Annotated in this window: 23 protein-coding genes; 17 read left to right on the top strand and 6 right to left on the bottom strand. The window is 72.3% G+C overall.

All coding sequences use genetic code 11. From position 1 onward, the window contains the following. Positions 1-6 precede the first annotated feature (6 nt). Genes FHX71_RS21845 through FHX71_RS21830 form a run of 4 tightly spaced genes read right to left on the bottom strand, consistent with a single transcriptional unit; the run spans position 7 to position 5,617 of the window. Positions 7-1,767, bottom strand: coding sequence for an acetyl/propionyl/methylcrotonyl-CoA carboxylase subunit alpha (locus tag FHX71_RS21845; protein ID WP_220490236.1), 1,761 nt, complete (start codon positions 1,765-1,767; stop codon positions 7-9). Then, positions 1,764-3,530, bottom strand: coding sequence for a 5-oxoprolinase subunit B/C family protein (locus FHX71_RS21840; RefSeq protein ID WP_182619521.1), 1,767 nt, complete (start codon positions 3,528-3,530; stop codon positions 1,764-1,766). Before FHX71_RS21840 ends, FHX71_RS21845 begins: the two co-directional genes overlap by 4 nt. After that, on the bottom strand, positions 3,530-4,315 hold the full coding sequence (locus FHX71_RS21835) for a LamB/YcsF family protein (protein WP_182619520.1): 786 nt from the start codon (positions 4,313-4,315) through the stop codon (positions 3,530-3,532). The genes FHX71_RS21840 and FHX71_RS21835 overlap by 1 nt, the downstream gene beginning before the upstream one ends. Positions 4,316-4,336: 21 nt before the next feature. Then, complete coding sequence (locus tag FHX71_RS21830; protein WP_182619519.1) at positions 4,337-5,617, bottom strand: NRAMP family divalent metal transporter; 1,281 nt, start codon at positions 5,615-5,617, stop codon at positions 4,337-4,339. Between the two features lie 220 nt (positions 5,618-5,837). Between FHX71_RS21830 and FHX71_RS21825 the strand changes: the two genes are divergently transcribed. The 9 genes from FHX71_RS21825 to FHX71_RS21785 all read left to right on the top strand — a co-directional run bounded on the left by FHX71_RS21825 (position 5,838) and on the right by FHX71_RS21785 (position 14,747). Further along, positions 5,838-7,421 (top strand): PA0049 C-terminal domain-containing protein, encoded by a 1,584-nt coding sequence (locus FHX71_RS21825; RefSeq protein WP_220490235.1) that lies wholly within the window; start codon positions 5,838-5,840, stop codon positions 7,419-7,421. A 76-nt stretch (positions 7,422-7,497) separates the two neighbouring features. Continuing rightward, entirely contained in the window at positions 7,498-8,166 is a 669-nt protein-coding gene (locus tag FHX71_RS21820) for a GntR family transcriptional regulator (protein ID WP_182619518.1), read from the top strand. Then, entirely contained in the window at positions 8,163-9,092 is a 930-nt protein-coding gene (gene nadC, locus FHX71_RS21815; RefSeq protein ID WP_182619517.1) for a carboxylating nicotinate-nucleotide diphosphorylase, read from the top strand. The genes FHX71_RS21820 and nadC overlap by 4 nt, the downstream gene beginning before the upstream one ends. A 75-nt stretch (positions 9,093-9,167) precedes the next feature. After that, complete coding sequence (lysS, locus tag FHX71_RS21810; RefSeq protein ID WP_182619516.1) at positions 9,168-10,697, top strand: lysine--tRNA ligase; 1,530 nt, start codon at positions 9,168-9,170, stop codon at positions 10,695-10,697. 38 nt (positions 10,698-10,735) lie between these two features. Continuing rightward, a complete protein-coding gene (locus tag FHX71_RS21805; protein WP_182619515.1) occupies positions 10,736-10,918 on the top strand; it encodes a hypothetical protein in 183 nt (60 codons plus the stop codon). Between the two features lie 174 nt (positions 10,919-11,092). Continuing rightward, entirely contained in the window at positions 11,093-11,422 is a 330-nt protein-coding gene (locus FHX71_RS21800; RefSeq protein WP_182619514.1) for a histone-like nucleoid-structuring protein Lsr2, read from the top strand. Between the two features lie 112 nt (positions 11,423-11,534). Then, complete coding sequence (locus tag FHX71_RS21795) at positions 11,535-12,602, top strand: lactonase family protein (protein ID WP_182619513.1); 1,068 nt, start codon at positions 11,535-11,537, stop codon at positions 12,600-12,602. Continuing rightward, positions 12,602-13,930 carry a D-inositol-3-phosphate glycosyltransferase gene (gene mshA, locus FHX71_RS21790; RefSeq protein ID WP_182619512.1) on the top strand — a complete coding sequence of 443 codons (1,329 nt, stop codon included), beginning with the start codon at positions 12,602-12,604 and terminating at the stop codon, positions 13,928-13,930. The genes FHX71_RS21795 and mshA overlap by 1 nt, the downstream gene beginning before the upstream one ends. A gap of 76 nt (positions 13,931-14,006) precedes the next feature. Further along, positions 14,007-14,747, top strand: a complete 741-nt coding sequence (locus FHX71_RS21785; protein ID WP_182619511.1) for a phosphoglyceromutase — start codon at positions 14,007-14,009, stop codon at positions 14,745-14,747. A 97-nt stretch (positions 14,748-14,844) separates the two neighbouring features. Here FHX71_RS21785 and phoU read toward each other — a convergent pair whose 3' ends face one another. Then, positions 14,845-15,492, bottom strand: coding sequence for a phosphate signaling complex protein PhoU (phoU, locus tag FHX71_RS21780; protein ID WP_182619510.1), 648 nt, complete (start codon positions 15,490-15,492; stop codon positions 14,845-14,847). Positions 15,493-15,766: 274 nt separating this feature from the next. Between phoU and FHX71_RS21775 the strand changes: the two genes are divergently transcribed. The 7 genes from FHX71_RS21775 to pstB all read left to right on the top strand — a co-directional run bounded on the left by FHX71_RS21775 (position 15,767) and on the right by pstB (position 23,276). Next, a complete protein-coding gene (locus tag FHX71_RS21775; protein WP_182619509.1) occupies positions 15,767-17,095 on the top strand; it encodes a sensor histidine kinase in 1,329 nt (442 codons plus the stop codon). Continuing rightward, complete coding sequence (locus FHX71_RS21770; protein WP_182619508.1) at positions 17,092-17,790, top strand: response regulator transcription factor; 699 nt, start codon at positions 17,092-17,094, stop codon at positions 17,788-17,790. Before FHX71_RS21775 ends, FHX71_RS21770 begins: the two co-directional genes overlap by 4 nt. Before the next feature lie 118 nt (positions 17,791-17,908). After that, positions 17,909-19,054 (top strand): phosphate ABC transporter substrate-binding protein PstS, encoded by a 1,146-nt coding sequence (pstS, locus tag FHX71_RS21765; protein WP_182619507.1) that lies wholly within the window; start codon positions 17,909-17,911, stop codon positions 19,052-19,054. A 232-nt stretch (positions 19,055-19,286) separates the two neighbouring features. Then, a complete protein-coding gene (gene pstS / locus FHX71_RS21760; RefSeq protein WP_182620038.1) occupies positions 19,287-20,354 on the top strand; it encodes a phosphate ABC transporter substrate-binding protein PstS in 1,068 nt (355 codons plus the stop codon). A 133-nt stretch (positions 20,355-20,487) separates the two neighbouring features. Next, complete coding sequence (gene pstC, locus FHX71_RS21755; protein WP_182619506.1) at positions 20,488-21,492, top strand: phosphate ABC transporter permease subunit PstC; 1,005 nt, start codon at positions 20,488-20,490, stop codon at positions 21,490-21,492. Next, entirely contained in the window at positions 21,492-22,451 is a 960-nt protein-coding gene (gene pstA, locus FHX71_RS21750; RefSeq protein ID WP_182619505.1) for a phosphate ABC transporter permease PstA, read from the top strand. Before pstC ends, pstA begins: the two co-directional genes overlap by 1 nt. Before the next feature lie 45 nt (positions 22,452-22,496). Next, the gene (pstB, locus tag FHX71_RS21745; RefSeq protein WP_182619504.1) at positions 22,497-23,276 is read left to right on the top strand and encodes a phosphate ABC transporter ATP-binding protein PstB; all 780 of its coding nucleotides are present in this window, start codon (positions 22,497-22,499) and stop codon (positions 23,274-23,276) included. A 107-nt stretch (positions 23,277-23,383) separates the two neighbouring features. Here pstB and FHX71_RS21740 read toward each other — a convergent pair whose 3' ends face one another. Beyond that, on the bottom strand, positions 23,384-23,923 hold the full coding sequence (locus FHX71_RS21740; RefSeq protein WP_182619503.1) for a hypothetical protein: 540 nt from the start codon (positions 23,921-23,923) through the stop codon (positions 23,384-23,386). Positions 23,924-24,227: 304 nt separating this feature from the next. Here FHX71_RS21740 and FHX71_RS21735 point away from each other — a divergent pair, with 304 nt between their 5' ends. After that, positions 24,228-24,710 carry a CarD family transcriptional regulator gene (locus FHX71_RS21735; RefSeq protein WP_020017968.1) on the top strand — a complete coding sequence of 161 codons (483 nt, stop codon included), beginning with the start codon at positions 24,228-24,230 and terminating at the stop codon, positions 24,708-24,710. Positions 24,711-24,803 lie beyond the last annotated feature (93 nt).

Here is a 24,803-nt window from a genome sequence, read left to right as displayed (position 1 = left end):
ACCGGCTCAGGCGACCGTGATGTGGGCGATCGGGGTCGCCGGGGTGATCTGGGTGCCCTCCGCGGCCTCGTGGTGCAGCACGCCCGCGGTGTCGGCCACGAGCTGCGACTCCATCTTCATGGCCTCGACGACGGCGACGGGCTGGCCGTCCGCGACGGTCTCGCCGTCGGGCACGAGCCAGCGGACCAGGGTGCCGGGCATGGCCGCGAGCAGGGGCGAGGGGCCGTCGACCTCCGCCGTGCCCGACGACGGGTTGCCGGCGGTCCCGCCGCCGCCGTCCGCGCCCCGTCCCGGGAGTCCGAGCCCGATGACGCCCGGTGTCCGCACCCGGTGCCTGCGGCCGTCGATCTCGACCCAGGTGTCCACGACCCCCGGCTCGGTGACTGGTGCGGCGAGCGACTGCGGGTCGATCGACGCGAGCAGCTCGGTCTCTATCCACTGGGTGTGGACGGCGAAGCCGCGCTCCTCCGTCCCCGTGAACGCGGGGTCCGCCAGCACCGCCCGGTGGAACGGCAGCACCGTGGGCACGCCCTCCACCACGGTCTCCGCGGCGGCGCGCCGGGCCCGGGCGAGCGCCGCGTCCCGGGTGGGTCCCCAGACGACGACCTTGGCGAACAGCGAGTCGAACTCGCCGGGGATCACCGAGCCGGACTCGATACCGGCGTCGACCCGGACCCCCGGGCCGGCCGGCGGCACGAAGCGCTCGACGCGTCCGGGGCCCGGCAGGAACCCGCGCGCCGGGTCCTCGGCGTTGAGCCGCAGCTCGATCGCGTGCCCGGACGGCGCCGGGTCCTCGGTCACGGACAGGGGCAGGCCGCTCGCGACGCGGAGCTGCTCCACGACGAGGTCCAGGCCGGTGGTCTCCTCCGTCACGGGGTGCTCCACCTGGAGCCGGGTGTTCACCTCCAGGAACGAGAGCGTGCCGTCCGCCCCGAGCAGGAACTCGACGGTGCCCGCGCTCCGGTAGCCGGCCGCGGCGCACAGGGCGCGGGCCGACTCGTGCACCCGGGCGCGCACGGCGTCGTCCAGGAACGGCGCGGGCGCCTCCTCGACCAGCTTCTGGTTGCGCCGCTGCAGCGAGCAGTCGCGGGTGCCCGCGACCACCACGTGGCCGTGGCCGTCGGCGATGACCTGCGCCTCGACGTGCCGGGGTCGCTCCAGGAACCGTTCCACGAAGCACTCGCCCCGGCCGAACGCGGCCTCGGCCTCCCGGCGCGCGGCCTCGAAGAGCTCCGGCACCTCCTCCAGCGTCCGCGCGACCCGCATGCCGCGCCCGCCGCCGCCGTGCGCGGCCTTGATCGCCAGCGGGAGCCCGTGCTCCTCGGCGAAGGCCAGCGCGGCGGCGGCGTCGGGCACCGGCCCGTCGGAGCCCGGGACGAGGGGCGCGCCCACCTTCCGCGCCAGGTCGCGGGCCGCGATCTTGTCGCCGAGCAGCTCGATGGTCGCCGACGTCGGCCCCACCCACACCAGTCCCGCCTCCTCGGCCGCGCGGGCCGCGGCCGGGCTCTCCGAGAGGAAGCCGTAGCCGGGGTGCACGGCGTCCGCCCCGGCGCGGCGGGCGACGTCGAGCAGCTTGCCGACCGACAGGTACGTCTCCGCGGCGGTGCGCCCGTCCAGGGCCCAGGCCTCGTCGGCCAGGCGGACGTGCGGGGCGTCGGCGTCGCCGTCGGCGTAGACCGCGACGGACCGGAGGCCGAGGTCGGCGCAGGCCCGGACCACGCGGACCGCGATCTCGCCCCGGTTCGCGACGAGGACGGTACGGATCATGGCGTGCCTCCAGGGGTGTTGCGGATCGTGAGGCGGACGCGCGCGCCCGCCGGGAGCTGGCCGGCGAGCGGCACCTGGTCCGCGGCGACCGCCGCGATCACGGGATACCCGCCGGTGAGGGGATGGTCGGCCAGGAACAGCACCGGCAGGCCGTCCGGCGGCACCTGGATCGCGCCGGTGACGCAGCCCTCGCTCGGCAGCTCGGTGTCCCGACGCTCCGGGAGCCGGGTCAGCGCTTCGCCGTCCAGGCGGAGACCGATCCGGTTGGACCGCGGCGTCACGAGCCAGTCCTGGCCGGTCAGCAGGTCGATCGTGGCGGTGTCGAACCAGTCGTCGCGCGGCCCGAGCACGATGGTGAGCTCCGTGGTCTCGCCGGGGGCCGGGAGTTCGTCCGGGGTTGGGCCGGGTGCCGGTGCCGGTGCCGGCGGTGGCGGCGCGGCAGCGGGCAGGCCGCGGTCGGGCGCGCCCACCGGCAGCACGTCGCCGGAGCCGAGCGGGTCGGGGCCCAGCCCGGCGAGCACGTCGGTGGCCCGGCTGCCGAGCACCGGCGGCACGTCGATCCCGCCGCGTACGGCCACGTAGGCACGGACGCCGCGGGCGGGTGCGGCGAGCCGGAGCTCGTCGCCGTCGTCCAGGGCGAAGGGCTCACCGGGCCGGGGCCGGCGTACGCCGTGGGCACCGTTGCCGGGCCGGCGCGCTCCGGGGCCGTCAGTTCCGTCCCGGCGGGCCCCGGGGCCGTCGCCCCCGGGCCGCACCACCAGGTCGCCCGCAGCCCCCGTCACCGCGAGCACCTGCGGGCCCCGGGCGCGCAGCCGCAGCCCGCCCACCGACTCGATCACGGCGGCGTCCGTGGGGTTGCCGACGGCCCGGTTGGCCGCGCGCAGGCTCGGCCGGTCCAGCGCCCCGGACGCCGACACGCCGGCCCCTTCGGCCCCGCCGCGCCCCAGATCCTGCACGAGCGCCTGCGCCCCACCGCTCACGACCTCCAGCCCGAGCTGTTGACCACAGCGGTTGCTGCCAGGAACCGGGTCGTCGTGGCAGCAACTGCTGTGGTCAACACCGGCCGTCGGAGGCGGCGTCGGCGATGGCGGAGCAGGCGAGGTCGGCGGCACGGCCGCAGGCGGCGGCGCAGACACGGGCGCCCGCGACAGGGCCGCCGTCGACGTGAAGCGGACCGTGTCGCCGGGCAGCAGCAGGGCCGGGCGCTCGCGGGTCACGTCCCAGACCGGGGCGTCGGTGCGGCCCAGGAGCTGCCAGCCGCCCGGGCTCTCCCGCGGGTAGACCCCGCTGTACGGCCCGGCCAGGGCCACCGACCCGGCCGGCACCCGTGTGCGTGGACTCGACCGGCGGGGGACCACCAGCTCCGGGTCGTCGCTGGTCAGGTACGCGAAGCCCGGCGCGAAGCCGACGAAGCCCACGGTCCACGTCGCCCCGGTGTGCCGCCGGACCAGCTCGTCGGTGCTCCAGCCGAGCAGCGCGGCCACCTCGGTGAGGTCCGCGCCGTCGTACAGCACGGGGACCTCGACCGTGCGCGCCGTCGTCCGCGCGCCGCGCTCCAGCGGCCGCGCGCGGAGCTCGGCGGCCAGGTCCCGCGCGCTGACCGCCGACGGCCGGAACGGCACCAGCAGGGTCCGCGCGCCGGGCACGGGCGTCCCGACGCCGCGCACCGGGTCGGCCAGCAGGGACTCGTACAGCGCGACCGCCTGGTCCAGGTCGTCGAGCTCGACCAGGAGGGCGTCGTCGCGCGCGGTCAGGACCCGCATCACGCCGCGGGACCGCTGCCCCGCGCCGGGGCGAAGGCGGCGAGCTCGATGCCCTCCGCGTCGAACAGGTCGCGGATGCGCCGGGCCATGGCGACGGCGCCGGGGGAGTCGCCGTGCACGCACACCGAGTCGGCGCGCACCGCGACGTCGGAACCGTCGACGGCGGTGACCACGCCCTCGGTGACGAGGCGGAGCATCCGGCGCGCCACGTCGTCGGCGTCGTGCAGCACCGCGCCGGGCTCGCGCCGTGAGACCAGGCGGCCCTCCGGGGTGTACGCGCGGTCGGCGAAGGCCTCCGTGGCGGTGGCGAGCCCGGCCGCCTCGCCCGCCGCGAGGGCCACGCTCCCGGGCAGGCCCAGCAGCACCAGCCCGGGGTCGACGGCGGCGACGGCCGCGGCGACCGCCCGCGCGACGCGCTCGTCCACCGCAGCGGTGTTGTAGAGCGCGCCGTGCGGCTTCACGTAGGTGACGACGGCGCCCTCGGCGTCGGCCAGGCCGCGCAGCGCCCCGATCTGGTAGGCGACGTCGGCCTCGAGCTCGTCGTCGGGCACGTCCATGTTGCGCCGGCCGAAGCCGGCCAGGTCGCGGTAGCCCACGTGCGCGCCGACGGTGACGCCGTGCGCCACGGCGGACCGCAGCGTGCGGCGGATCGACGCCGGGTCCCCGGCGTGGAACCCGCACGCGACGTTGGCGCTGGAGACGATGCCGAGCATCTGCTCGTCGTCGCCGAGGGTCCAGCGGCCGAAGCCCTCGCCGAGGTCGCTGTTCAGGTCGACGGCGCTCATGGTGCGTTCCTCTCGTGGGGCTCAGACGGACAGCAGGTCGAAGATCGGGCCCACCGCGTTGACCGCCATGTACCAGGTGACCACGGTGGCCAGGGTGCCGACCACCAGGAGCCAGCGCGGGTAGCGGGCCTTGCCGAGCAGCGAGCCGCGGAACCAGCCGATGTACATGAACAGGGTCAGGCCGATCGGCAGGATGAGGCCGTTCACCCCGCCCACGAACACGAGCAGGGTGGCCGGCGCCGTGCCCACCGCCAGGTAGACCGCGAGCGAGACGACGATGAAGCCCACCGTCCACAGGTCGGCCGTGCGTCCCGCGATCTTCGCCGAGAACACCGGCAGGAACGAGACGGACGTGTAGGCGGACCCGATGATGCTGGTGATGGCCGCGATCCAGAACACGGCGCCGAAGATGCGCAGCCCGGTCTCGCCCGCGGCGGCCGAGAAGGCGTCGGCGGCGGGGTTGCCGGCGACGTCGAGCACCACGCCGGACGCGACGACGCCGAGGATCGCCAGGAACAGCACGTACCGCATGATCCCCGTCACGAGGATGCCGCTGATGGCGGCCCGGTTGACCTCGGCGATGTGCTCGGGGCCCGTGGTGCCCGAGTCGAGCAGCTTGTGGGCGCCGGCGTAGGTGATGTACCCGCCGACGGTGCCGCCCACGATGGTCGTGATCGTGGCGAAGTCGATGGTGTCCGGCAGCACGGTCTGCTTGAGCGCGTCGCCCACCGGAGGGTCGGAGAGGATCGCGACGATCACGGTGAGCACGATCATCACGAGCCCGGCGACGATCACCACGCGGTCGACGACGGCCCCCGCGCGCTTGGCCAGGAAGATCGCGATGGCGATGGCCGCGCTGATCGCGCCGCCGATCCGGGGGTCCAGGCCGAACAGGGCGTTCAGGCCCAGCCCGGCACCGGCCGTGTTGCCGATGTTGAAGATGAGCCCGCCGAACACGATGAGGACGGCCAGCAGGTAGCCGCTGCCCGGCAGCGCCTCGTTGGCCAGCACGCTCGCGCGCTTGCCCGTCAGAGTGATCATGCGCCACACGTTCATCTGGACGGCCAGGTCCAGGAGGATCGAGGCGAGGATGCCGAACGCGAACGCCGCGCCGAGCTGCTGCGTGAACGTGGCGGTCTGCGTGATGAAGCCCGGTCCGATGGCCGACGTCGCCATGAGGAACAGCGCGCCCAGCAGGGACCGGCGTCGGGCCGAGGTGAACCGCCGGACGCCCGCCGGGGTGTGGCTCGCCGGGGTGCTCTCGGTCGATGAGGCCGGGGGCTCGTGGCTCGTGTCGGACATGGCGTCCTCCTGGTTGTCGTGGTGAGCCGGATTGTTCAACAGTCAGGATGGTCTCGATCGGATGTTTCACCCGTATTGCGAGATCTGGTCGATCATGACACGGCTTCAAACCTGGGGACCAGTCGGGGACACGAGAACTTTACGGCCGAGGCCCTGTCGGATTGTTCAACGAACCTCTAGCGTCGGGGAGGACCGCTTCCGAGGGGAGAAGGGATCCACCATGCCGAGATCACGTACCAGGGTGCGAGCGGGCGCCGCCGCCCTCGCGCTCTGCGCCACCACCGCACTGGCCGGACCGGCCGTCGCACAGGAGGGCCCGGCCGCAGCGCAGCCGGGCCCCGCCGCAGCGCAGCCGGGCCCCGCCGTCGCGCAGCCCGGCCCGGCCGCAGCACAGCCGGCTGCCGGCTGCCTCGACCCGGGCATCCCGCTGTCGGCCGAGGAGAGCCGCCTCGTCGCCTACCTGCCCGACGCCGCCGACCCCACCGTCGCCGCGGGCGCGACCTACGCCCGCACGATCATCGAGGGCGGCGGGTTCGGCGGGTACACGGCGTCGCTCACCGAGGCCCTGTGCCGCACCCGCACGCTCGACGCCGCGACGCGGCTCGCCCAGCGCTCGGGCCAGGCCCTCTGGGACGCCGCCGTCCGCAGGGCCCAGGGCCACGGCGCCGTGCGCGGCGACCTGCCCGCGAGCGACGACCGCCCGCTGTACTGGACCCGCGTCGAGGGCATGGCCGCGCTCCGCCAGTGGGACCCCCGCGGCGGCCTCACCGACGAGGAGCGCTCCGGGCTCGTCGAGACGTTCGAGAAGGCCGCCCGCGGCATGGACGACATCGACCTCCCGCGCAGCCGGAACGCGGTGCGCGTGCTCGTCAGCGGGTTCGACGTCTACACGCTCGACGGCGGCACCACCGGGTCCGCGCCGGGCACGGTCGGCAACAACGTCCGGCACGGCAACCCGTCCGGCGCCACGGCGCTCGCCCTGGACGGCACCACCTACCGCACCGACGACGGCCGCACCGCCTACATCGAGGCCTACACGCTGCCCGTGAGCTACCCCGAGTTCGAGCGGGGCTACCTCGAGGACACCGTCGGCCCCTTCATGGAGCCCGGCCCCCGGCAGGTCGACGCGTCCCTCACCGTCAGCCAGGCCGGCGGCGCGCAGTTCAACCTGGAGCAGTGGAACAGCCGGTACCACGGCGTCTCGCTCGGCAACGACCGCACCGCGCCCTGCCCGACCGTCGGCGGCGTGCCGCAGCTCGCGGTCGACAACCCCGGCTGCAACATCCAGGTCGTCGACCGCTGGGGCGGCGGCGACGGGCTCACCGACCCGCCGCAGTGGACCACGGCGACCCTGCCGGTCGCCGAGATGATCGCGGCCGACACTGGTGCGGACGTGCCGCGGCCCCCGGGCGACACCTGGCCCGACGAGTCCGAGGCGTTCGGCGTCGTCTGGCACACCAACTACACGCAGTTCCCCGACTGCTCCTCGCCCGTGCGGGAGACCTTCAACAACCCGCCGCCCGTGACCTACCCGCCCACCACGCCGCCCGTGCCGCCGGCCGAGGGCTCGTGCTCCTACAGCGGGGGCGGCGGCAACTACCTCTCGAACGAGAGCGCCTACCGCAACACGCTGCTGCGCGACCGGGCCGGGCTCGACATCCCGGCCGGGCACATCCACACCCCGGACATGCAGCACTTCGAGACCGACTTCGCCGTCAGCGACCCGACGTTCGACGCCTGGCGCACCGCGATCGTCGCCCAGGGCGCCAACCTGGTGCACGCGGTCGCCGACACGGTCGACTGACCCATCGCCGGTCGAGCTTGTCGAGACCCAGGTCTCGACAAGCTCGACCAGCGGTGGCAGTCCGTAGGATGGCCGTGTGACAGCGGACCGCGCAGAGCGCAGCGCAGACGCCATCCGCGAGCTCATCGTCACCGGGCGGCTGGCACCCGGGCAGCGCCTCTCGGAGCAGTCGGTGAGCGAGTCCCTCGACGTCTCCCGCAACACCCTGCGCGAGGCCTTCCGCATCCTCGTCCACGAGGGCCTGCTGGTCCGGCGCCCCAACGCCGGCGTCGCCGTGGCACGCCCCACCCTGGCCGACATCGTCGACATCTACCGTGTGCGCCGCCTCATCGAGGTGCCGGCGCTCGCCGCGGGCCACCCGGCGCACCCCGGGGCCCGCGCCATGCGCGACGCCGTCGACGCCGCCCTCGCCGCCCGGCTCGGCGGCGACTGGCGGGACATCGCCGCCGCGAACATGCGCTTCCACTCGGGGATCGTGGCGCTCGCGGGGAGCCCGCGCCTGGACCGGCTGCACGCGAACCTCTCCGCGGAGCTGCGCCTGTCCTTCGGCCTGCTGGGCGACGACGGCGCGTTCTTCGACGGCTTCGTGGACCGCAACGCGGGCCTGCTGCGGCGGTTCCTGGGCGGTGACGCCGAGGGCGCGGCGGCCGACCTGGAGCGGTACCTCGTCGACTCGGAGCACGCGCTCCAGTCCGTCGTCGACGCCGACGCCGCCCGTCCCGCTCCGGATACCGTGACCCCGTGAGCACCCTCCCCGTCTTCGCCACCCCCTCCACGGTCGCCCCGGGCCTCGACCCCGCCTGGGTCGCCCGCACCGTGGAGACCGCCCTCGACGAGGACCTGGGCACGGCCCCGGGACGGGACGTGACCTCGCAGGCGACCATCCCGCCGTCGGCCACGGGCGTGGCCGACCTGGTGGCGCGCGAGGACGGCGTGGTCGCCGGCCTCGTGGTGGTGGCGGAGGTGCTGGGGCAGGTCGCGGGCCGGCTGGCGCTCCCGGCCCCGGAGGTCGTCTTCCACGCGCAGGACGGCGACGCCGTCACCGCGGGCCAGGTGCTGGCGAGCCTCGCGGGCCGCACCCAGGTGCTGCTGGTGGCCGAGCGCACCCTGCTCAACCTGGCCAGCCGCGCGTCGGGTGTCGCCACGGCGACCCGGGCCTTCGCGCGCGAGCTGGAGGGCACGGGCGCCCAGGTGCTCGACACCCGCAAGACCACGCCCGGCCTGCGTGCCCTGCAGAAGTACGCCGTGCGGGCGGGCGGCGGCACCAACAAGCGCATGGGCCTGTACGACGTCGCCATGGTCAAGGACAACCACGTGGTCGCCGCGGGCTCCGTCGCCGCGGCGATCCGCGCCGTCCGCGAGATGTTCCCCGACGTCCAGATCCAGGTCGAGGCCGACACGACCGACCAGGCGCTGGAGGCGCTGGCCTCGGGCGCGGACTTCCTGCTCCTGGACAACATGGAGCCCGTCCTGCTCGCCCGGACGGTCGCCGCCGTCCGCGAGCGGGAGGGGCACGACGGCGTCCCGGCGCACGTCGAGCTCGAGGCGACTGGCAACCTCACGCTGGAGAGGGCCCGCGAGGTCGCGGCCACGGGCGTGGACTTCCTGTCGGTGGGCGCGCTGACGCACAGCGCGCCGATCCTCGACCTGGCCCTGGACCTGCGCGCCTGATCCACGGGCCGGGTGTGTCCAACCGGGCGGATAAAGAGCACTCGGCGGGTGAGGCGCACCGATAGAATCGCCTCCGTGACGACCGAGAACCCCGCTGCCGAGAACGCCGCGACCCCGCCGACCGACGACCTGCCCGAGCAGCTGCGGATCCGGCGCGAGAAGCGTGAGCGCCTCCTGGCGCAGGGCACCGAGGCCTACCCGGTCAGCGTCCCGGTCACGCACACCCTCGCGGAGGTCCGCGAGGCGTACGGCCACCTCGAGGCCGGCCAGGAGACGGACGACGTCGTCGGCGTCGCCGGCCGCGTCGTGTTCGTCCGCATCGGCGGCAAGCTCTGCTTCGTCACGCTGCAGGACGGCGAGGGCAACCGCCTCCAGGGCCTGCTGAGCCTGGCCGCGCTCGGCGAGGAGGCGCTGGCCGCCTTCAAGACCGACGTCGACCTGGGCGACCACCTCTTCCTGCACGGCCGCGTGGGCGCGTCGAAGCGCGGCGAGCTGAGCGTCTTCGCCGACGAGTGGCGGATGGCCGCCAAGGCGCTGCGCCCGCTCCCGGTGCTGCACAAGGACCTGTCCGAGGAGGCGCGCGTCCGCCAGCGCTACGTGGACCTGATCGCGCGCCCCGCGGCCCGCGACATGGTGCGCCTGCGCTCCGGGGTGGTGCGTTCCCTGCGCGAGAACTTCTATCGCCGCAGCTTTCTCGAGGTCGAGACCCCGATGCTGCAGACCATTGCCTCCGGCGCGACCGCGCGGCCTTTCTCGACGCACATGAATGCGTACGACCTGGAGCTCTTCCTGCGCATCGCGCCCGAGATCTTCCTGAAGAAGGCGGTCGTCGGCGGCGTCGAGAGGGTCTTCGAGATCAACCGGAACTTCCGTAACGAGGGCGCGGACTCGTCGCACTCGCCGGAGTTCGCCATGCTCGAGGCGTACGAGGCCTACGGTGATTACAACACCATCGGCGCGCTCACCCAGGATCTGGTGCAGACCGCGGCGCAGGACGTTCTCGGTACCACGCTGGTGACCCTTCCCGACGGCTCCGAGTACGAGCTGGGCGGCGAATGGGCAAATCTGCGGATGTACGACTCGCTCTCCGAAAGCCTGGGCGAGGAGATCACCTCCGCCACGACGGTGGAGGAACTCGAGAAGATCGCCGAGCGCCTCGACGTCGAGGTCGGCAACAAGAAGATCCTGAATCACGGAAAGCTTGTCGAGACGCTCTGGGAGCACCGGGTGGGCGACCACCTGACGGCCCCGACGTTCGTGCGCGATTTCCCGGTCGAGACGTCGCCGCTCACGCGCGACCACCGTTCGGAAAAGGGCCAGGTCGAGAAGTGGGACCTGTACGTCCGCGGCTTCGAGCTGGCCACGGGCTATTCCGAGCTGGTCGACCCGGTGGTCCAGCGCCAGCGGTTCGAGGCCCAGGCCAGGATGGCCGCGGCCGGCGACGACGAGGCCATGCTGCTCGACGAGGATTTCCTGACGGCCATGGAATTCGCGATGCCCCCTTCGGGCGGAATGGGCATGGGGATCGACCGCCTGCTCATGGCTCTGACGGGCCAAGGTATCCGGGAGACCATCCTTTTCCCGCTGGTGAAGCCGCAGGCCTGAGATTTCGGCCGCGCAGACGAGTATGTGAGGATCTTGTGATGGATACGACGCTTGCGGTACTTGCCGGGCTCACGCCCTCGGTAGGGGTCGGCCTGTTGTTCTGGTTTGCGATGCGCAAGATCCTGCGGGCCGACAGGCATGAGCGCGAGGCCCTCGAGCGAATGGATCGCGAGGGCATGACGGTGACGTCGGAAAACCCCGGGAATTCCGCTTCGCACTGATCTGCGCGGGTGACGTTATCCGTACCTGCGTTCCCGGATCAAATCCGCGACTTCACAGACCCGGGTGAAGTTTTCGTGATCGGTGTCACATGCTCATTATTGACATGTCAATATTAGGTGCGGCATGCTCGCGAACTAACCCCGGAATTTGTGGCGCGGAAGGGAAGTACCCGTATGGTTCAGAAGGTTCAGCTTGTTCTCGAAGACGACATCGATGGCGGTGCCGCCGACGAGACCGTGAACTTCGGCCTCGACGGCGTCTCCTACGAGATCGACCTCAATGCCGAGCACGCGGCCCAGCTGCGTGATTCGCTCGCTTCGTGGGTCGGCCACGCACGCAAGGTGAAGTCCGCGGTCGCGCGTACTGCCACCACGCGGCGGTCCCGCTCCGGCAGCGACACCGCCGCGGTCCGTGAATGGGCCAAGGCGAACGGATACACGGTCAGCGACCGTGGGCGTATCGCGGCCGAGGTCCAGGACGCCTACGCGAAGGCGAATGGCTGACGCCGACGTACTCACGACGGCGAATTGCGCCCCGGCGCCCCTCGACGAGGGGCGGCCGGGGCGTCGTGCATTCCCGGCCGGAGCACAGGCCTGACGTCATTAGGCTGATCGCATGAGCAACCCCACCACCGCCCTGTGGATCGGCACGTATCCGAAGGCCGAGGTCGCACCGGGCACCGGTGAGGGAGTCTGGCGCGTCGACGTCGACGCGGACGGACGGTTCACGACGGGCTCGCTCGCCGCCCCGGTCGCCTCGCCGTCGTTCCTCGCGCTGGACCCGTCGGGCCGCACGCTCCTGGCCGTCACCGAGACCGAGCCCGGCGAGCTCACGTCGTTCCGCGTGACCGACGCCGGCACGCTCGCCCCCGCCGGCTCCGTCGCCTCGGGCGGTTCGAGCCCGTGCCACGTCGTGGCCGTCCCCGGCGCCGCCTGGGTCGCGAACTACGGCGACGGCGTCGCCGCCGTCGTGCCCCTGTCCGACGACGGCGCGCTCGGCGAGCCCCGCACCTTCCCGCACGCGGGCACGGGCCCGGTGACCGACCGGCAGGAGGGCCCGCACGCCCACTTCGTGCACGTCTGGGGCGACCGGGTGCTCGTGGCCGACCTCGGCACCGACGAGCTGCGCACCTACCCGCTGGACGGCGACGGTCCCGGCGAGATCGCCGCCGTCCTGCCGCCCGGCACGGGCCCCCGGCACCTGGTCGAGCTGCCCGACGGCACGATCCTGCTCGCCGGCGAGCTCGACTGCCGCCTGCACGTCCTGGTCCCCGCGGGCCCGGGCCGGCTGGAGCACGTCGGCTCGGTCGCGATCACCGCCCGCACCATGGCCGACGGCGCCGCCGGGTACCCCTCGCACATCACCGTCGCCGGCGACCTGGTGCACGTGGGCGTCCGGGGCCCGGACGTCCTGTCGGTGCTCCGGGTGCGCGCGGCGGACGACGCCGGGGCCTCGGCCGGCCAGCCGGTGGGCCGGCTCACGATCGAGAACGTCGACGACGTCGACCTCGGCGCCGGCGCCTGGCCGCGCCACCACGCGGTGCTGGCCGACGGCGCGCTCGTCGTCGTCGCGGCGCAGAACACCGACGCGCTGGTCGCGGTCCGCGTGGACCGCGCGTCGGGCAAGGGCGAGATCACCGACCGGCTGGAGCTGCCCGTGCCCGCGTGCGTCCTGGAGGCGTGATGCGTGACAGCCTGCCGCCAGGTCTCGTCGAGCCGGACGCACCCCGTCCGCTCCGGATCGCGATGGTCTCCGTGCACACGTCCCCGCTGGAGCAGCCCGGGACGGGCGACGCCGGCGGCATGAACGTGTACGTGCTGGAGCTGTCGAAGGCGCTGGCCCGCCGCGGCGCGCAGGTGGAGATCTACACGCGGGCGACGTCGTCGGCCCAGCCCAAGGTGACCGACGCCGAGCCCGGCATCCGCGTCATCCACGTCTCCGCGGGGCCGTACGAGGGGCTGGACAAGAACGACCTGCCGGGCCAGCTCTGCGCCTTTGCCGCGGGGGTGCTGCGCGCCGAGGCGCACCGCCCCGAGGGCTGGTACGACGTGCTGCACACGCACTACTGGCTCTCGGGCCAGGTGGGCTGGATCGCGGCGGAGCGCTGGGACGTGCCGCTGGTGCACACCATGCACACCATGGCGCGCGTGAAGAACGCCTCCCTCGCGCCCGGCGACGCCCCCGAGCCGCAGGGCCGGATCATCGGCGAGGAGCAGGTGGTCGCCGAGGCCGACGCGCTCGTCGCGAACACGGACCAGGAGGCTGCCGACCTCGTGCGCGACTACCAGGCCGACCCCGCCCTGGTCCGCGTGGTGCAGCCCGGCGTGGACCTCGGGGTGTTCGCGCCGCCGCACGGCGTGACCGGGCCGGACGAGTGCGCCCGGCAGCGGGCCGAGCTGCGGGAGCAGCTCGCGCTGCCGACCGACCGCAGGATCGTGCTGTTCGCGGGCCGCGTGCAGCTCCTCAAGGGGCCGGACGTGCTGGTCCGGGCGCTGGGGGAGCGGGTCTGGTCCGAGGGAGACGGGCAGCCGCCGCTGCTGGTCGTGCTGGGCGGCGCGTCCGGGCGGCCCACGGCCGTGCGCGAGCTGGAGGCGCTCGCCTACCAGGAGGGCGTGGCCGCGCACGTCCGCGTGCGGCCTCCGGTGCCGCAGCACGCGCTCGCCGACTACTTCCGCGCCGCCGACCTCGTGGCCGTGCCGTCGCACAGCGAGTCGTTCGGCCTGGTCGCGGCGGAGGCCCAGGCCTCGGGCACGCCCGTCGTGGCCGCGGCGGTAGGCGGCCTGTGCACCGTCGTCGAGGACGGCGTCTCCGGCGTCCTCGTGCCCGACCACGAGCCCGAGACGTGGGCCCTCGCCCTCAAGACCATCCTGGACGACGACGAGCTGCGGGCGCGGCTGGCCGCCGGCGCCCGGCGCTCGGCGACCCGGTTCGGCTGGGACCGCGCGGCCGACGAGATGCTGGACGTCTACGAGCGGGCCCGCAAGCACCACGTCGAGTCCCGGCGGGCCTGAGCCCCGACCCGTCCAGGGTCTGAGACCGATGCCTGCGGCTTCGTCGACGTCCGATCAAGTGCGGCAGGATGGGCCCATGACCTACACCCTCGTGCTGCTCCGCCACGGCGAGAGCGAGTGGAACGCCAAGAACCTGTTCACCGGCTGGGTGGATGTCGCCCTCTCCGAGAAGGGCGTCGAGGAGGCCAAGCGCGGTGGCGCGCTCCTCAAGGAGGCCGGGGTGAACCCGGACGTCCTGCACACGTCGCTGCTGCGCCGCGCGATCATGACGGCGAACCTGGCGCTCGACGTCGCGGACCGCCACTGGATCCCGGTCAAGCGGAGCTGGCGCCTCAACGAGCGCCACTACGGCGCCCTGCAGGGCAAGGACAAGAAGCAGACGCTCGAGGAGTTCGGCGAGGAGCAGTTCATGCTCTGGCGCCGCTCGTACGACGTGCCGCCGCCGGAGATCGAGCTGGGCTCGGAGTTCAGCCAGGACGCGGACCCGCGCTACGCGGACGCCCCCGTCGTCCTCACCGAGGCCCTCAAGCTCGTGCTCGACCGCGCCCTGCCGTACTGGGAGAGCGAGATCGTCCCCGACCTCAAGGCCGGCAAGACGGTGCTGGTCGCCGCGCACGGCAACTCGCTGCGGGCGCTGGTGAAGCACCTGGACGGCGTCTCGGACGAGGCCATCGCCGGGCTGAACATCCCCACGGGCATCCCGCTGGTCTACGAGCTGGACGAGGAGACCCTCGCGCCGGTCAAGCCGGGCGGCACGTACCTGGACCCGGAGGCGGCGAAGGACGCGATCGCCGCGGTAGCCAACCAGGGCCGCTGACCCTCCCCCCAAAACGCTGAGTGCTGGGTATTTGTCCTTCTGAACCTCTCAGAAGGACAAATACCCAGCACTCAGCGTTTGTGGCGGGGTGGGTGGGTCACTCCTCCGGGAAGTCGCCCGTGACCAGGAAGGTCACGCGGCGGGCCACGGACACGCCGTGGTCGCCGAACCGCTCGTAGTAGCGGCCCACCAGGGTCACGTCCACGGCCTCCTGCACGGTGCCCTGCCAGCCGGGCGCGAGGAGCGTGTTGAACGTCTCCTGGTGCAGCTCGTCGATGATGTCGTCGTCGCGCTCCAGCGCCTCGGCCACCGTGAGGTCGCGCGTGGCGAGCAGCTTGGTGGTGCGCTGGGCCACCCGGACGGCGGCGTCGTGCATCTTGGCGAAGGTGTCGCGGGCCTCGGGGACGATGGCCTGCGCGGGGTAGCGCCCGCGCGCGACCTGCGCGACGTGGCGGGCCAGGTCGCCCATCCGCTCCAGGGACGCGCTCATCCGCAGGGCGCTCACGACGACGCGCAGGTCGGTCGCGACCGGGGCCTGCTGCGCGAGCAGGTGCACGCACCGCTCGTCGAGGGAGTCCTCGATGGCGTCGATGGTCTTGTCGGAGGCGATCACCTCCTGCGCGAGCTGGAGGTCCGCCTCCAGCAGCGCCGTTCCGGCACGGGTGATGGCGGACTCGACGAGCCTGCTCATCTCGGTCAGGTCCTCACCGACCTGCTGGAGCTCGGCTTCGAAGATCTGTCGCATCGGTTTCCTCTCGCACTCGGGGCGCGCGGACGGCGTCGCGTCCGCTGTCGCGCCGCCGTGGGGCGGGCAGGGCCGACGCGCGGCCGGGCCGGCCGCCCGGACACGTCCCGGAACGGCGCACGGCACAGCTACCGCCCGCACCCGTCCAGGTTCGACGGCGCGATGTACTGGGAGGTTAACGCTGTTCCTCCCCGACATGAACAGTAGGCGACACGATCCTCCGACCGCCCACCGGCGTCCGTCACGGCTTGAAACGTCGACCTACCCTGGAGGCGTGGACGGAATCATCTCCGGGGTACCGGTGCTGGCCGCCGGAATTCTCGGCGTGATCGTCGGCGTGGTCGCAGCCCTGGCGTTCCGCGTCTCCGAACGGCATCAGCACGCCCTGCCCCCGACCGAACCCGACGAGCTCGACGCGGGCCTCGTACGCGTGCTCTCAGTGCTGCGCTCCGCCGCCGTCGTCCTGGACGGCGAGGACGAGGTGATCCGCGCGTCGCCGCCGGCCTACGCGCTCGGCGTGGTGCGCAACGACGCGCTCGTGCACGCCGCCATCACCGACCTGGTCGCCCTGGTGCGGCGCGACGGCGTGATCCGCGAGCAGGAGCTGGAGCTGCCCCGCGGTCCGGTGGGCCAGGGCACGGTGCTGCTGCAGGTGCGCGTGGCGCCGCTCGGCCTGGACCGGGTGCTGGTGCTCGCCGAGGACCGCACGGAGGCCCGCCGCGTCGAGGCCATCCGCCGCGACTTCGTGGTCAACGTCTCCCACGAGCTCAAGACGCCGGTCGGCGCGCTCGCGCTCCTCGCGGAGACCGTGGCCGACGCCGCGGACGACCCCGTCGCCGTCCGCCGGTTCACCGAGCGCATGCAGCGCGAGGCCGTGCGGCTGTCCGCACTGGTGCAGGAGATCATCGAGCTCTCGCGGCTGCAGGGTGCCGGCGCGATGCCCAAGCTGACGCCCGTCCCGATCCGCGAGGTCGTGGAGGAGGCGGTCGACCGGGCCCGCACCACGGCCCAGTCCAAGAACATCGCGATCACCATGGGCGGCGACCTGGACACCGAGGTCTACGGCGACCACAACCTCCTGGTCACCGCCGTCCGCAACCTGGTCGACAACGCCGTCGCCTACTCCGGGCCCGCCAGCCGGGTGGGAGTCGGGGTGAACGAGCGCGCGGGTCTCGTCGAGATCGCCGTCGTGGACCAGGGCGTCGGCATCGCCGAGGACGCGCAGGACCGGGTGTTCGAGCGGTTCTACCGCGTGGACCCGGCGCGCTCGCGCGACACCGGGGGGACCGGCCTCGGGCTCAGCATCGTCAAGCACGTCGCGGCCGACCACGGCGGCGACGTCCAGATGTGGTCGGAGCCCGGCCGGGGCTCGACCTTCACGCTGCGGATCCCGTCCGCGGACCGGCCGGAGGGCTCCGGCCGCACCGGCCGGGTCACCCCGCCGTCGCTGTCGGACGTCGTCCGCGACGGCGAGGACCAGCAGGACGTGGTCGACGAGCAGGATCAGAATGGCGAGCAGGACCAGCACGACGAGCAGGACCAGCAGGCCCAGCACAAGGCCGCGGACACCGCGGCCACGAAGAACGAGGAGGTAGGTGCGTGACGCGCATCCTGGTGGTCGAGGACGAGGAGTCGTACCGGGACCCGCTGACGTACCAGCTCACCCGCGAGGGGTTCGAGGTGGTCGAGGCCGCGGACGGCGTCTCGGCGCTCGCCGCGTACGACGCGGAGGGGGCGGACCTGGTGCTGCTCGACCTGATGCTGCCCGGGCTGTCGGGCACCGAGGTGTGCCGGGAGCTGCGGGCGCGCGGTGACGTGCCCGTCATCATGCTGACCGCGAAGGACTCCGAGATCGACAAGGTGGTGGGCCTGGAGCTCGGCGCCGACGACTACGTCACCAAGCCGTACTCGTACCGGGAGCTGCTGGCCCGCGTGCGGGCCGTGCTGCGCCGCCGCCAGCCCAACGAGTCGTCCGAGCACGACGAGGACGGCGTGCTGGAGGTGGGGCCGGTCCGGATGGACGTCGAGCGGCACACCGTCGCCGTCAGCGGGGAGAGCGTGGCGCTGCCGCTCAAGGAGTTCGACCTCCTGGAGCTGCTGATGCGGAACGCCGGCCGCGTGCTGACCCGTGGCCAGCTCATCGACCGCGTGTGGGGCGCCGACTACGTGGGCGACACCAAGACGCTCGACGTGCACGTCAAGCGCATCCGCTCCAAGATCGAGCCCGACCCGGGCACGCCGAAGTTCCTGCTCACGGTGCGTGGACTGGGCTACAAGCTGGCCGACGACGAGGGCTGAGCCGCGGTGAGGTGCGCCCCGACGTGGCGCACCTCACGGATGAAACGCGAACTTCGGCCACCTTCCGTTTACCTGGTGTTTGCCCGGGCGATGGCGCTCGTGAGTAGTTTCACGAACCGTGACCACCTCCCATTACACCCGTCTCGTCTCCGCCGCCACCGCCGGCGCCCTCGTCCTGCCGCTGGCGAGCTGCGCCGCCCTCGGGCTGACCGGCGACGAGTCGGCCTCCACGCCCAGCGCCCCGGCGAAGGTCGTCGTCACGGGCGAGTTCCGTGGCGCGGGCGCCTCGTCGCAGGAGTCGGCGATGGAGGCGTGGATCACCGGCTTCCAGGAGCTGCACCCCGAGGCCACCGTCAGCTACGACCCCATCGGGTCCGGTGACGGCCGCGAGCGGTTCCTCGCGGGCAAGTCGGCCTTCGGCGCCTCCGACGTCGCGCTGAGCGACGAGGAGATGGCGGCGTCCGGTCCGGCCTGCGACAGCGGCAACGCGATCGACCTGCCCGTCTACATCAGCCCGATCGCCGTGGCCTTCAACCTCAAGGGCATCGACCAGCTCAACCTCTCCTCGGACGTGATCGCGCGCATCTTCACGGGCCACGTCACGCAGTGGAACGACCCGGCGATCGTCGCCGCCAACCCCGGGGTCAAGCTGCCCGCGCTCGAGATCACCCCGGTGCACCGGTCCGACGACTCCGGCACCACCGAGAACTTCACGGACTACCTGGGCGCGACGGCGCCCAAGGCGTGGCCGTACCCCGCGGACGGCCTCTGGCCGCTGCCCACGGGCTTCGCGGCCGAGGGGACCGGCGGCGTGACCGACACGGTCCGCTCCACGCCGGGCGGCGTCACCTACGCCGACGCCTCGCGCACGGCCGACCTGGGCCGCGTCGCCATCAAGGTGGGCGACGAGTACGTGCCCTACAGCGCGGACGCCGCGGCCGCCGTCGTCGACCTCTCGCCCCGGATCGAGAACCGCTACGAGCACGACCTCGCCTTCGTGCTCGACCGGACGATCGACAAGCCGTTCGCCTACCCGATGGTGCTCGTCTCCTACCTCGTCGTGTGCTCGCGGTACGCGGACAAGGCGGAGGGCGCCTTCGTAAAGGAGTTCGTCGAGTACGTCGCGTCCGACGAGGGGCAGCGGCGGGCCGCCGACGCCGCGGGCAGCGCCGTCATCTCGCCGGACCTGCAGGACTGGATCGGTGAGGCCGGCGAGGCCATCTACCTGACCATGGACCGGCCGTCCGAGCAGCCCGCCGGCTGACCCAGGAGCCGCACGACGGGTGGAGTGCGCGCGGTCGTGCCATGGTGATCGTGTTGCGTATCACCCGCTCCCCGCGGGCTTGTTCACCCTCCGTTTACCTGGACCTGGTGAGCAGGTCACTCCACCTGCCTAGCGTCCCCACTGACGCCGCGGCGCTCGCCGCGCGTACGACTTGAACAGGATGGAAAGACACGTGAAGATCAGCCGATTCCCCCGCGTTGGCTCCGCTGTCATGGTGGGCGCGCTCGCGCTGAGCCTCGCAGCCTGCGGGTCCGACCCGACGACCGGTGCCGAGACCACCGAGACGGAGGGTGGCGAGGCCATCTCCGGCGACTTCGCCGGCGCCGGTGCGTCGTCGCAGGAGTCCGCCATGGAGGCCTGGGTCGCCGGCTTCCAGAGCGCGAACCCGGACGCCACGATCAACTACGACCCGGCCGGCTCCGGCGCGGGCCGTGAGCAGTTCCTCGCGGGCGGCGTGCAGTGGGCCGGCTCGGACTCCGCGCTCGACGACGAGGAGCTCACCGCCTCGGCCGAGGTGTGCGGCCCCGACGGCGCCATCGACCTGCCGATCTACGTGAGCCCGATCGCCGTGGCGTTCAACCTCCCCGAGATCGACTCGCTGAACCTCACGTCCGAGGTCATCGCCAACATCTTCAACGGCGAGATCAAGAACTGGAACGACGACGCGATCGCCGCCGACAACCCCGACGTCGAGCTCCCCGACCTGGCGATCACGCCGGTGCACCGCCTCGACGACTCGGGCACCACCGAGAACTTCACCGAGTACCTCTCGGCGACGGCGTCCGACGCCTGGACCGACGAGCCCGACGGTGTCTGGCCGCTCGAGGGTGGCGACTCCGCCGAGGGCACCTCCGGTGTCGTCGGCGTCGTGACCGACACCGAGGGCGCCGTCACCTACGCGGACGCCTCCAAGGTCGGCACGCTCGGCACCGCCGCGATCAAGGTCGGCGAGGACTTCGTGCCGTTCTCGGCCGAGGCCGCCGCCGCCACGGTCGACAAGTCCGACCGCATCGAGGGCCGCGCGGAGCACGACTTCGCCATCGAGGTCAACCGCACGCTGACCGACCCGACCACCTACCCGCTGGTGCTGGTCTCCTACGCCATCGCCTGCACCAACTACGCCGATGAGGCCCAGGGCAACTTCGTCAAGGCGTTCCTGACCTACCAGGCCTCGGAGGCCGGCCAGCAGGCCGCCGCCGACGCCGCGGGCAGCTCGCCGATCTCGGCGGCCACCGCCGAGCAGGTCAACGCCGCGATCGAGTCGATCACGGTCGGCTGACGCAGTACCTGATCACCGGCCGGTGGCCGGACCGAACGGCGCCGACGGCGTCGCAGGTCCGGTCACCGGCACAGCCATGTCAGTCACTGATCCCGATCCCCCCACTCCGAGCGACGAGCATCGAGGAGCTCTTGTGACCACCACCGACAGTCCGCCGGACGCCCAGCCCGGCCGGCTGAAGCCGCCCGTCCGGCGGCGCAACCACGGCGACACCGAACGCGGGTTCAGCCGCGTGTTCCGCTGGATCACCACCGGCGCCGGCGCCTTCCTGCTGCTGGTGCTGGCAGCCGTGGCGGTGTTCCTCATCGCGCGGGGCCTGCCGGCCCTGACCGCGTCGCCGGAGGAGCTCAAGGACAAGGGCGGCCTTCCCGCCGGCATGGACTCGCTGTGGGACCTGGTCGGCCCCCTCGTGTTCGGCACGCTCCTGGCCGCGGCCATGGCGCTGCTGATCGCGACGCCGGTCGCCATCGGCATCGCGCTGTTCATCTCGCACTACGCGCCGCGCCGTGCCGCCTCGGTGATCGGCTACGTGATCGACCTGCTCGCGGCGATCCCGTCCGTGGTGTTCGGCCTGTGGGGCGGGCGCACGCTGGCCCCGATCATCAGCGACGTGTGGGTGTGGATCGCCAACGTCCTGGACTTCCTGCCGTTCTGGACCGTGAACGTGACCAACACGGGCCGGTCGCTCGCGACGGCGTCCGTCGTGCTCGCGGTGATGGTCCTGCCGATCATCACCGCCGTCTCCCGCGAGGTCTTCCTGCAGACCCCGACGCTGCACGAGGAGGCCGCGCTCGCCCTGGGCGCCACGCGCTGGGAGATGATCCGCACGGCCGTGCTGCCCTTCGGCCGCTCCGGCGTCATCTCGGCCGCGATGCTCGGCCTGGGCCGCGCGCTCGGCGAGACGATGGCGGTGCTGATGATCCTGTCGCCCGGCATCCTCTACTCGTTCCAGATCTTCGACTCGGGCCAGCAGCAGACGATCGCCGCCTTCATCGCGTCGCGGTTCGCCGAGGCCAGCGGGCTCGCGGTGAACGTGCTCATCGCCACCGGCCTCGCGCTGTTCGTCATCACCATGGTGGTCAACATGGGCGCCCGCGCGATCGTCGCGCGGCGCAAGGAATTCTCGGGAGCCAACTGATGAGCGCCACGACCCCGACCACGGACGACGCCGGCGCCGTCGAGCGCACGCGTGCCCTGCTGACCGCGGCCGACTCCGGCCGCAGGCGCACCGACCTGGCCATGACGGTGCTGATCTACGGCGCCTTCGCGCTGGCCCTCATCCCGCTGCTGTCCCTGCTGTGGACAGTGATCGTGAACGGCGTCGAGCGGTTCGACGGCGACTTCCTCTTCACCTCCATGCGCGGCGTCTTCGGCGGCATGGACATGGGCGGCGCCTACCACGCCGCCATCGGCACGCTGATGATCACGCTGACCGCCACGGTCATCTCGGTGCCGATCGGCCTGCTCGTGGCCATCTACCTCGTCGAGTACGGCCGCGGCGCGCTGGCGCGGGCCACGACGTTCTTCGTGGACGTCATGACCGGCATCCCGTCGATCGTCGCGGGCCTGTTCGCGTTCGCGCTGTTCACGATCTTCCTCGGCCCGGGCGCCAAGCTCGGCATCATCGCGGCGGTCGCGCTGAGCGTCCTGATGATCCCGGTGGTCGTGCGCTCCTGCGAGGAGATGCTCAAGCTCGTCCCGAACGAGCTGCGCGAGGCGTCGTACGCGCTGGGCGTCCCCAAGTGGCTCACGATCGTCCGGGTCGTGCTGCGCACCTCCGTCGCCGGCATCACCACGGGCGTGCTGCTCGCCATCGCGCGCGTGATCGGCGAGACCGCGCCGATCCTCATCACCGCCGGCGTCTCGGACTCGATCAACTTCAACCCGTTCGACGGCCGCATGATGACGCTGCCCGTCTACATCTTCAGCCAGTACCGCCAGGGCCCTGTGCCCTGCCGCGAGGATGCGCTTGACTGCCTGGTGAACATCAACTTCGACCGGGCCTGGGCCGCCGCGCTCCTGCTGATCATCATCGTCATGCTCCTCAACCTCATCGGGCGCCTCGTCACCCGGTGGTTCTCCCCGAAGCTGCGCTGACGCGCAGACCAGCCTCAGCCGCAGCTCACACGAAGGAATGATCCGATGGCACAGCGCATCGACGTGAAAGACCTGAACATCTACTACAGCGACTTCCTCGCCGTGGAGGGTGTCTCCATGACGATCGACCCCAAGTCCGTCACGGCCTTCATCGGCCCGTCGGGCTGCGGCAAGTCGACGTTCCTGCGCACCCTGAACCGCATGCACGAGGTGATCCCCGGGGCCCGCGTCGACGGCTCGGTCGAGCTCGAGGGCGTCGACCTGTACGGCGACGACGTCGACCCCGTGGCCGTGCGCCGCACCGTCGGCATGGTGTTCCAGCGGCCCAACCCGTTCCCCACGATGTCCATCCGGGACAACGTGCTGGCGGGCGTGAAGCTGAACAACAAGCGGATCAGCAAGTCCGACGCCGACGACCTCGTCGAGTCCTCCCTGCGCGGCGCCAACCTCTGGAACGAGGTCAAGGACCGCCTGGAGAAGCCGGGCTCCGGCCTGTCGGGCGGTCAGCAGCAGCGCCTGTGCATCGCCCGCGCCATCGCGGTGAAGCCGCAGGTCGTCCTCATGGACGAGCCGTGCTCGGCCCTGGACCCGATCTCCACCCTGGCGATCGAGGACCTGATCCAGGAGCTCAAGAAGGACTACACGATCGTCATCGTGACGCACAACATGCAGCAGGCCGCGCGCGTGAGCGACCGGACGGCGTTCTTCAACATCGCGGGCACCGGCAAGCCGGGCCGGCTCATCGAGATGAACGACACCGCGACGATCTTCTCGTCGCCCGAGGTCAAGGCCACCGAGGACTACGTCTCGGGCCGCTTCGGGTGATCGTCCCGCCGAGATAGAACCGTGGCGAGATAGAACTCTGGCGAGGTACCACCCGCGGGTGGTACCTCGCCAGAGTTCTATCTCGCCACGGTTCTACCTCGGCGCGGTCACTCCGAGGGGGAGGGGGACGCCGACGGCTCGACGACCTCGATCGCCTCGACCGGCACGTAGTCCGCGTACTCCGGCAGGGTGCCGTCGAAGACGGGGAGCTGGAACTCCTTGGTGTCGCCACCCACGGCCAGGACGGCGTCCAGGTAGTCGCCGGGCGCGGCGCTGACGGTGTCGAGCAGCAGGGGCTCGCCCGCCTCGGCGTTCAGGTAGACGGTGTCCCCGGCCGGGACCTCGACGACGAGGGGCGCGGCGCCGGGCGACTGGAGCGTGAAGGTCGCGTCGTCGGCCGACTCGTTGGTCAGCGCGCCCAGCACGTTGCCGGGCTCGCCCTCGGCGGCGGCCACGACCAGCAGGTTGATGCCGCGCAGGTCCCTGTTCTCCTCGCCCAGGACGGACACGCCGACACCGTCGGACGGGTCGTAGTCGAGCGTCGTGGTGGTCGGGGCGCAGGCCGCCAGCAGGAGGGCCCCCGCAGCGGAGACCGCCGCGAGGGCGGTGGTGCGGGCGCCTCGGGCGGCGGTGGCGCGACGGGACACGGTGAACTCCCTGATGTTCGTCTGGTTCTGGCGGGGGCGGATCCCCGCAATATCCTAGTGGGCCCGCGGGTGTGCCCGCGCATCGCCGAACGTGACGAACTACCCGGTCAGGGGGTGGTGACGGTCACGGCTCCGGAACGATCCGACCGGGCTCCTGAGGGTGAAGACCACCCTGCTCCACCCGGCTCGTAACGCTCTGACCTGCGGAAACACGGTTCGATAACACTCCCGGACAATGCCAAGCGTGCAAGTTCTCCAGATCACGCCGTGGTAACCTGGTTTCAGGGAAAGGGGACATCTGCAGATGACGTTCACAGTAGGCGAGACGGTTGTCTACCCGCACCACGGCGCGGCGCTGATCGAAGAGATCAAGACCCGCAAGATTCGCGGCGAAGAAAAGATGTACCTCAAGCTCAAGGTCGCCCAGGGTGACCTCACCATCGAGGTCCCGGCGGAGAACGTCGACCTCGTCGGGGTACGCGACGTCGTCGGCCAGGAGGGTCTCGACCGCGTGTTCGAGGTGCTCCGTGCGCCGTACACCGAAGAGCCCACCAACTGGTCGCGCCGCTACAAGGCGAACCTCGAGAAGCTTGCGTCCGGCGATGTCATCAAGGTGGCCGAGGTCGTGCGCGACCTGTCCCGCCGTGACGCCGACCGGGGTCTTTCCGCAGGTGAGAAGCGCATGCTCGCGAAGGCACGGCAGATCCTCGTGTCCGAGCTCGCGCTGGCCGAGCACACCGAGGAGGAGAAGGCGGAAGCCATCCTCGACGAGGTCCTCGCCTCCTGACGTACCCACAGGGTCCCCAGCTCCACTGATGCACCGGTCTTGCGACCGGTGCATCGTGCCCCACGGGATCCTTCGCTTCAATCATGATCCTGT

This window comes from Promicromonospora sukumoe (assembly GCF_014137995.1).
Classification (GTDB): Bacteria; Actinomycetota; Actinomycetes; order Actinomycetales; family Cellulomonadaceae; genus Promicromonospora; species Promicromonospora sukumoe.
This window is presented reverse-complemented; position numbering and strand designations above follow the sequence as displayed.

What these genes read in the sequence shown, in the direction of transcription:
- FHX71_RS21845 (WP_220490236.1), bottom strand. Translation starts at nt 1,767, where the DNA reads ATGATCCGTACCGTCCTCGTCGCGAACCGGGGCGAGATCGCGGTCCGC.
- FHX71_RS21840 (WP_182619521.1), bottom strand. Translation starts at nt 3,530, where the DNA reads ATGCGGGTCCTGACCGCGCGCGACGACGCCCTCCTGGTCGAGCTCGAC.
- FHX71_RS21835 (WP_182619520.1), bottom strand. Translation starts at nt 4,315, where the DNA reads ATGAGCGCCGTCGACCTGAACAGCGACCTCGGCGAGGGCTTCGGCCGC.
- FHX71_RS21830 (WP_182619519.1), bottom strand. Translation starts at nt 5,617, where the DNA reads ATGTCCGACACGAGCCACGAGCCCCCGGCCTCATCGACCGAGAGCACC.
- FHX71_RS21825 (WP_220490235.1), top strand. Translation starts at nt 5,838, where the DNA reads ATGCCGAGATCACGTACCAGGGTGCGAGCGGGCGCCGCCGCCCTCGCG.
- FHX71_RS21805 (WP_182619515.1), top strand. Translation starts at nt 10,736, where the DNA reads ATGGATACGACGCTTGCGGTACTTGCCGGGCTCACGCCCTCGGTAGGG.
- FHX71_RS21800 (WP_182619514.1), top strand. Translation starts at nt 11,093, where the DNA reads ATGGTTCAGAAGGTTCAGCTTGTTCTCGAAGACGACATCGATGGCGGT.
- FHX71_RS21795 (WP_182619513.1), top strand. Translation starts at nt 11,535, where the DNA reads ATGAGCAACCCCACCACCGCCCTGTGGATCGGCACGTATCCGAAGGCC.
- mshA (WP_182619512.1), top strand. Translation starts at nt 12,602, where the DNA reads ATGCGTGACAGCCTGCCGCCAGGTCTCGTCGAGCCGGACGCACCCCGT.
- FHX71_RS21785 (WP_182619511.1), top strand. Translation starts at nt 14,007, where the DNA reads ATGACCTACACCCTCGTGCTGCTCCGCCACGGCGAGAGCGAGTGGAAC.
- phoU (WP_182619510.1), bottom strand. Translation starts at nt 15,492, where the DNA reads ATGCGACAGATCTTCGAAGCCGAGCTCCAGCAGGTCGGTGAGGACCTG.
- pstS (WP_182620038.1), top strand. Translation starts at nt 19,287, where the DNA reads ATGGTGGGCGCGCTCGCGCTGAGCCTCGCAGCCTGCGGGTCCGACCCG.
- pstA (WP_182619505.1), top strand. Translation starts at nt 21,492, where the DNA reads ATGAGCGCCACGACCCCGACCACGGACGACGCCGGCGCCGTCGAGCGC.
- pstB (WP_182619504.1), top strand. Translation starts at nt 22,497, where the DNA reads ATGGCACAGCGCATCGACGTGAAAGACCTGAACATCTACTACAGCGAC.
- FHX71_RS21735 (WP_020017968.1), top strand. Translation starts at nt 24,228, where the DNA reads ATGACGTTCACAGTAGGCGAGACGGTTGTCTACCCGCACCACGGCGCG.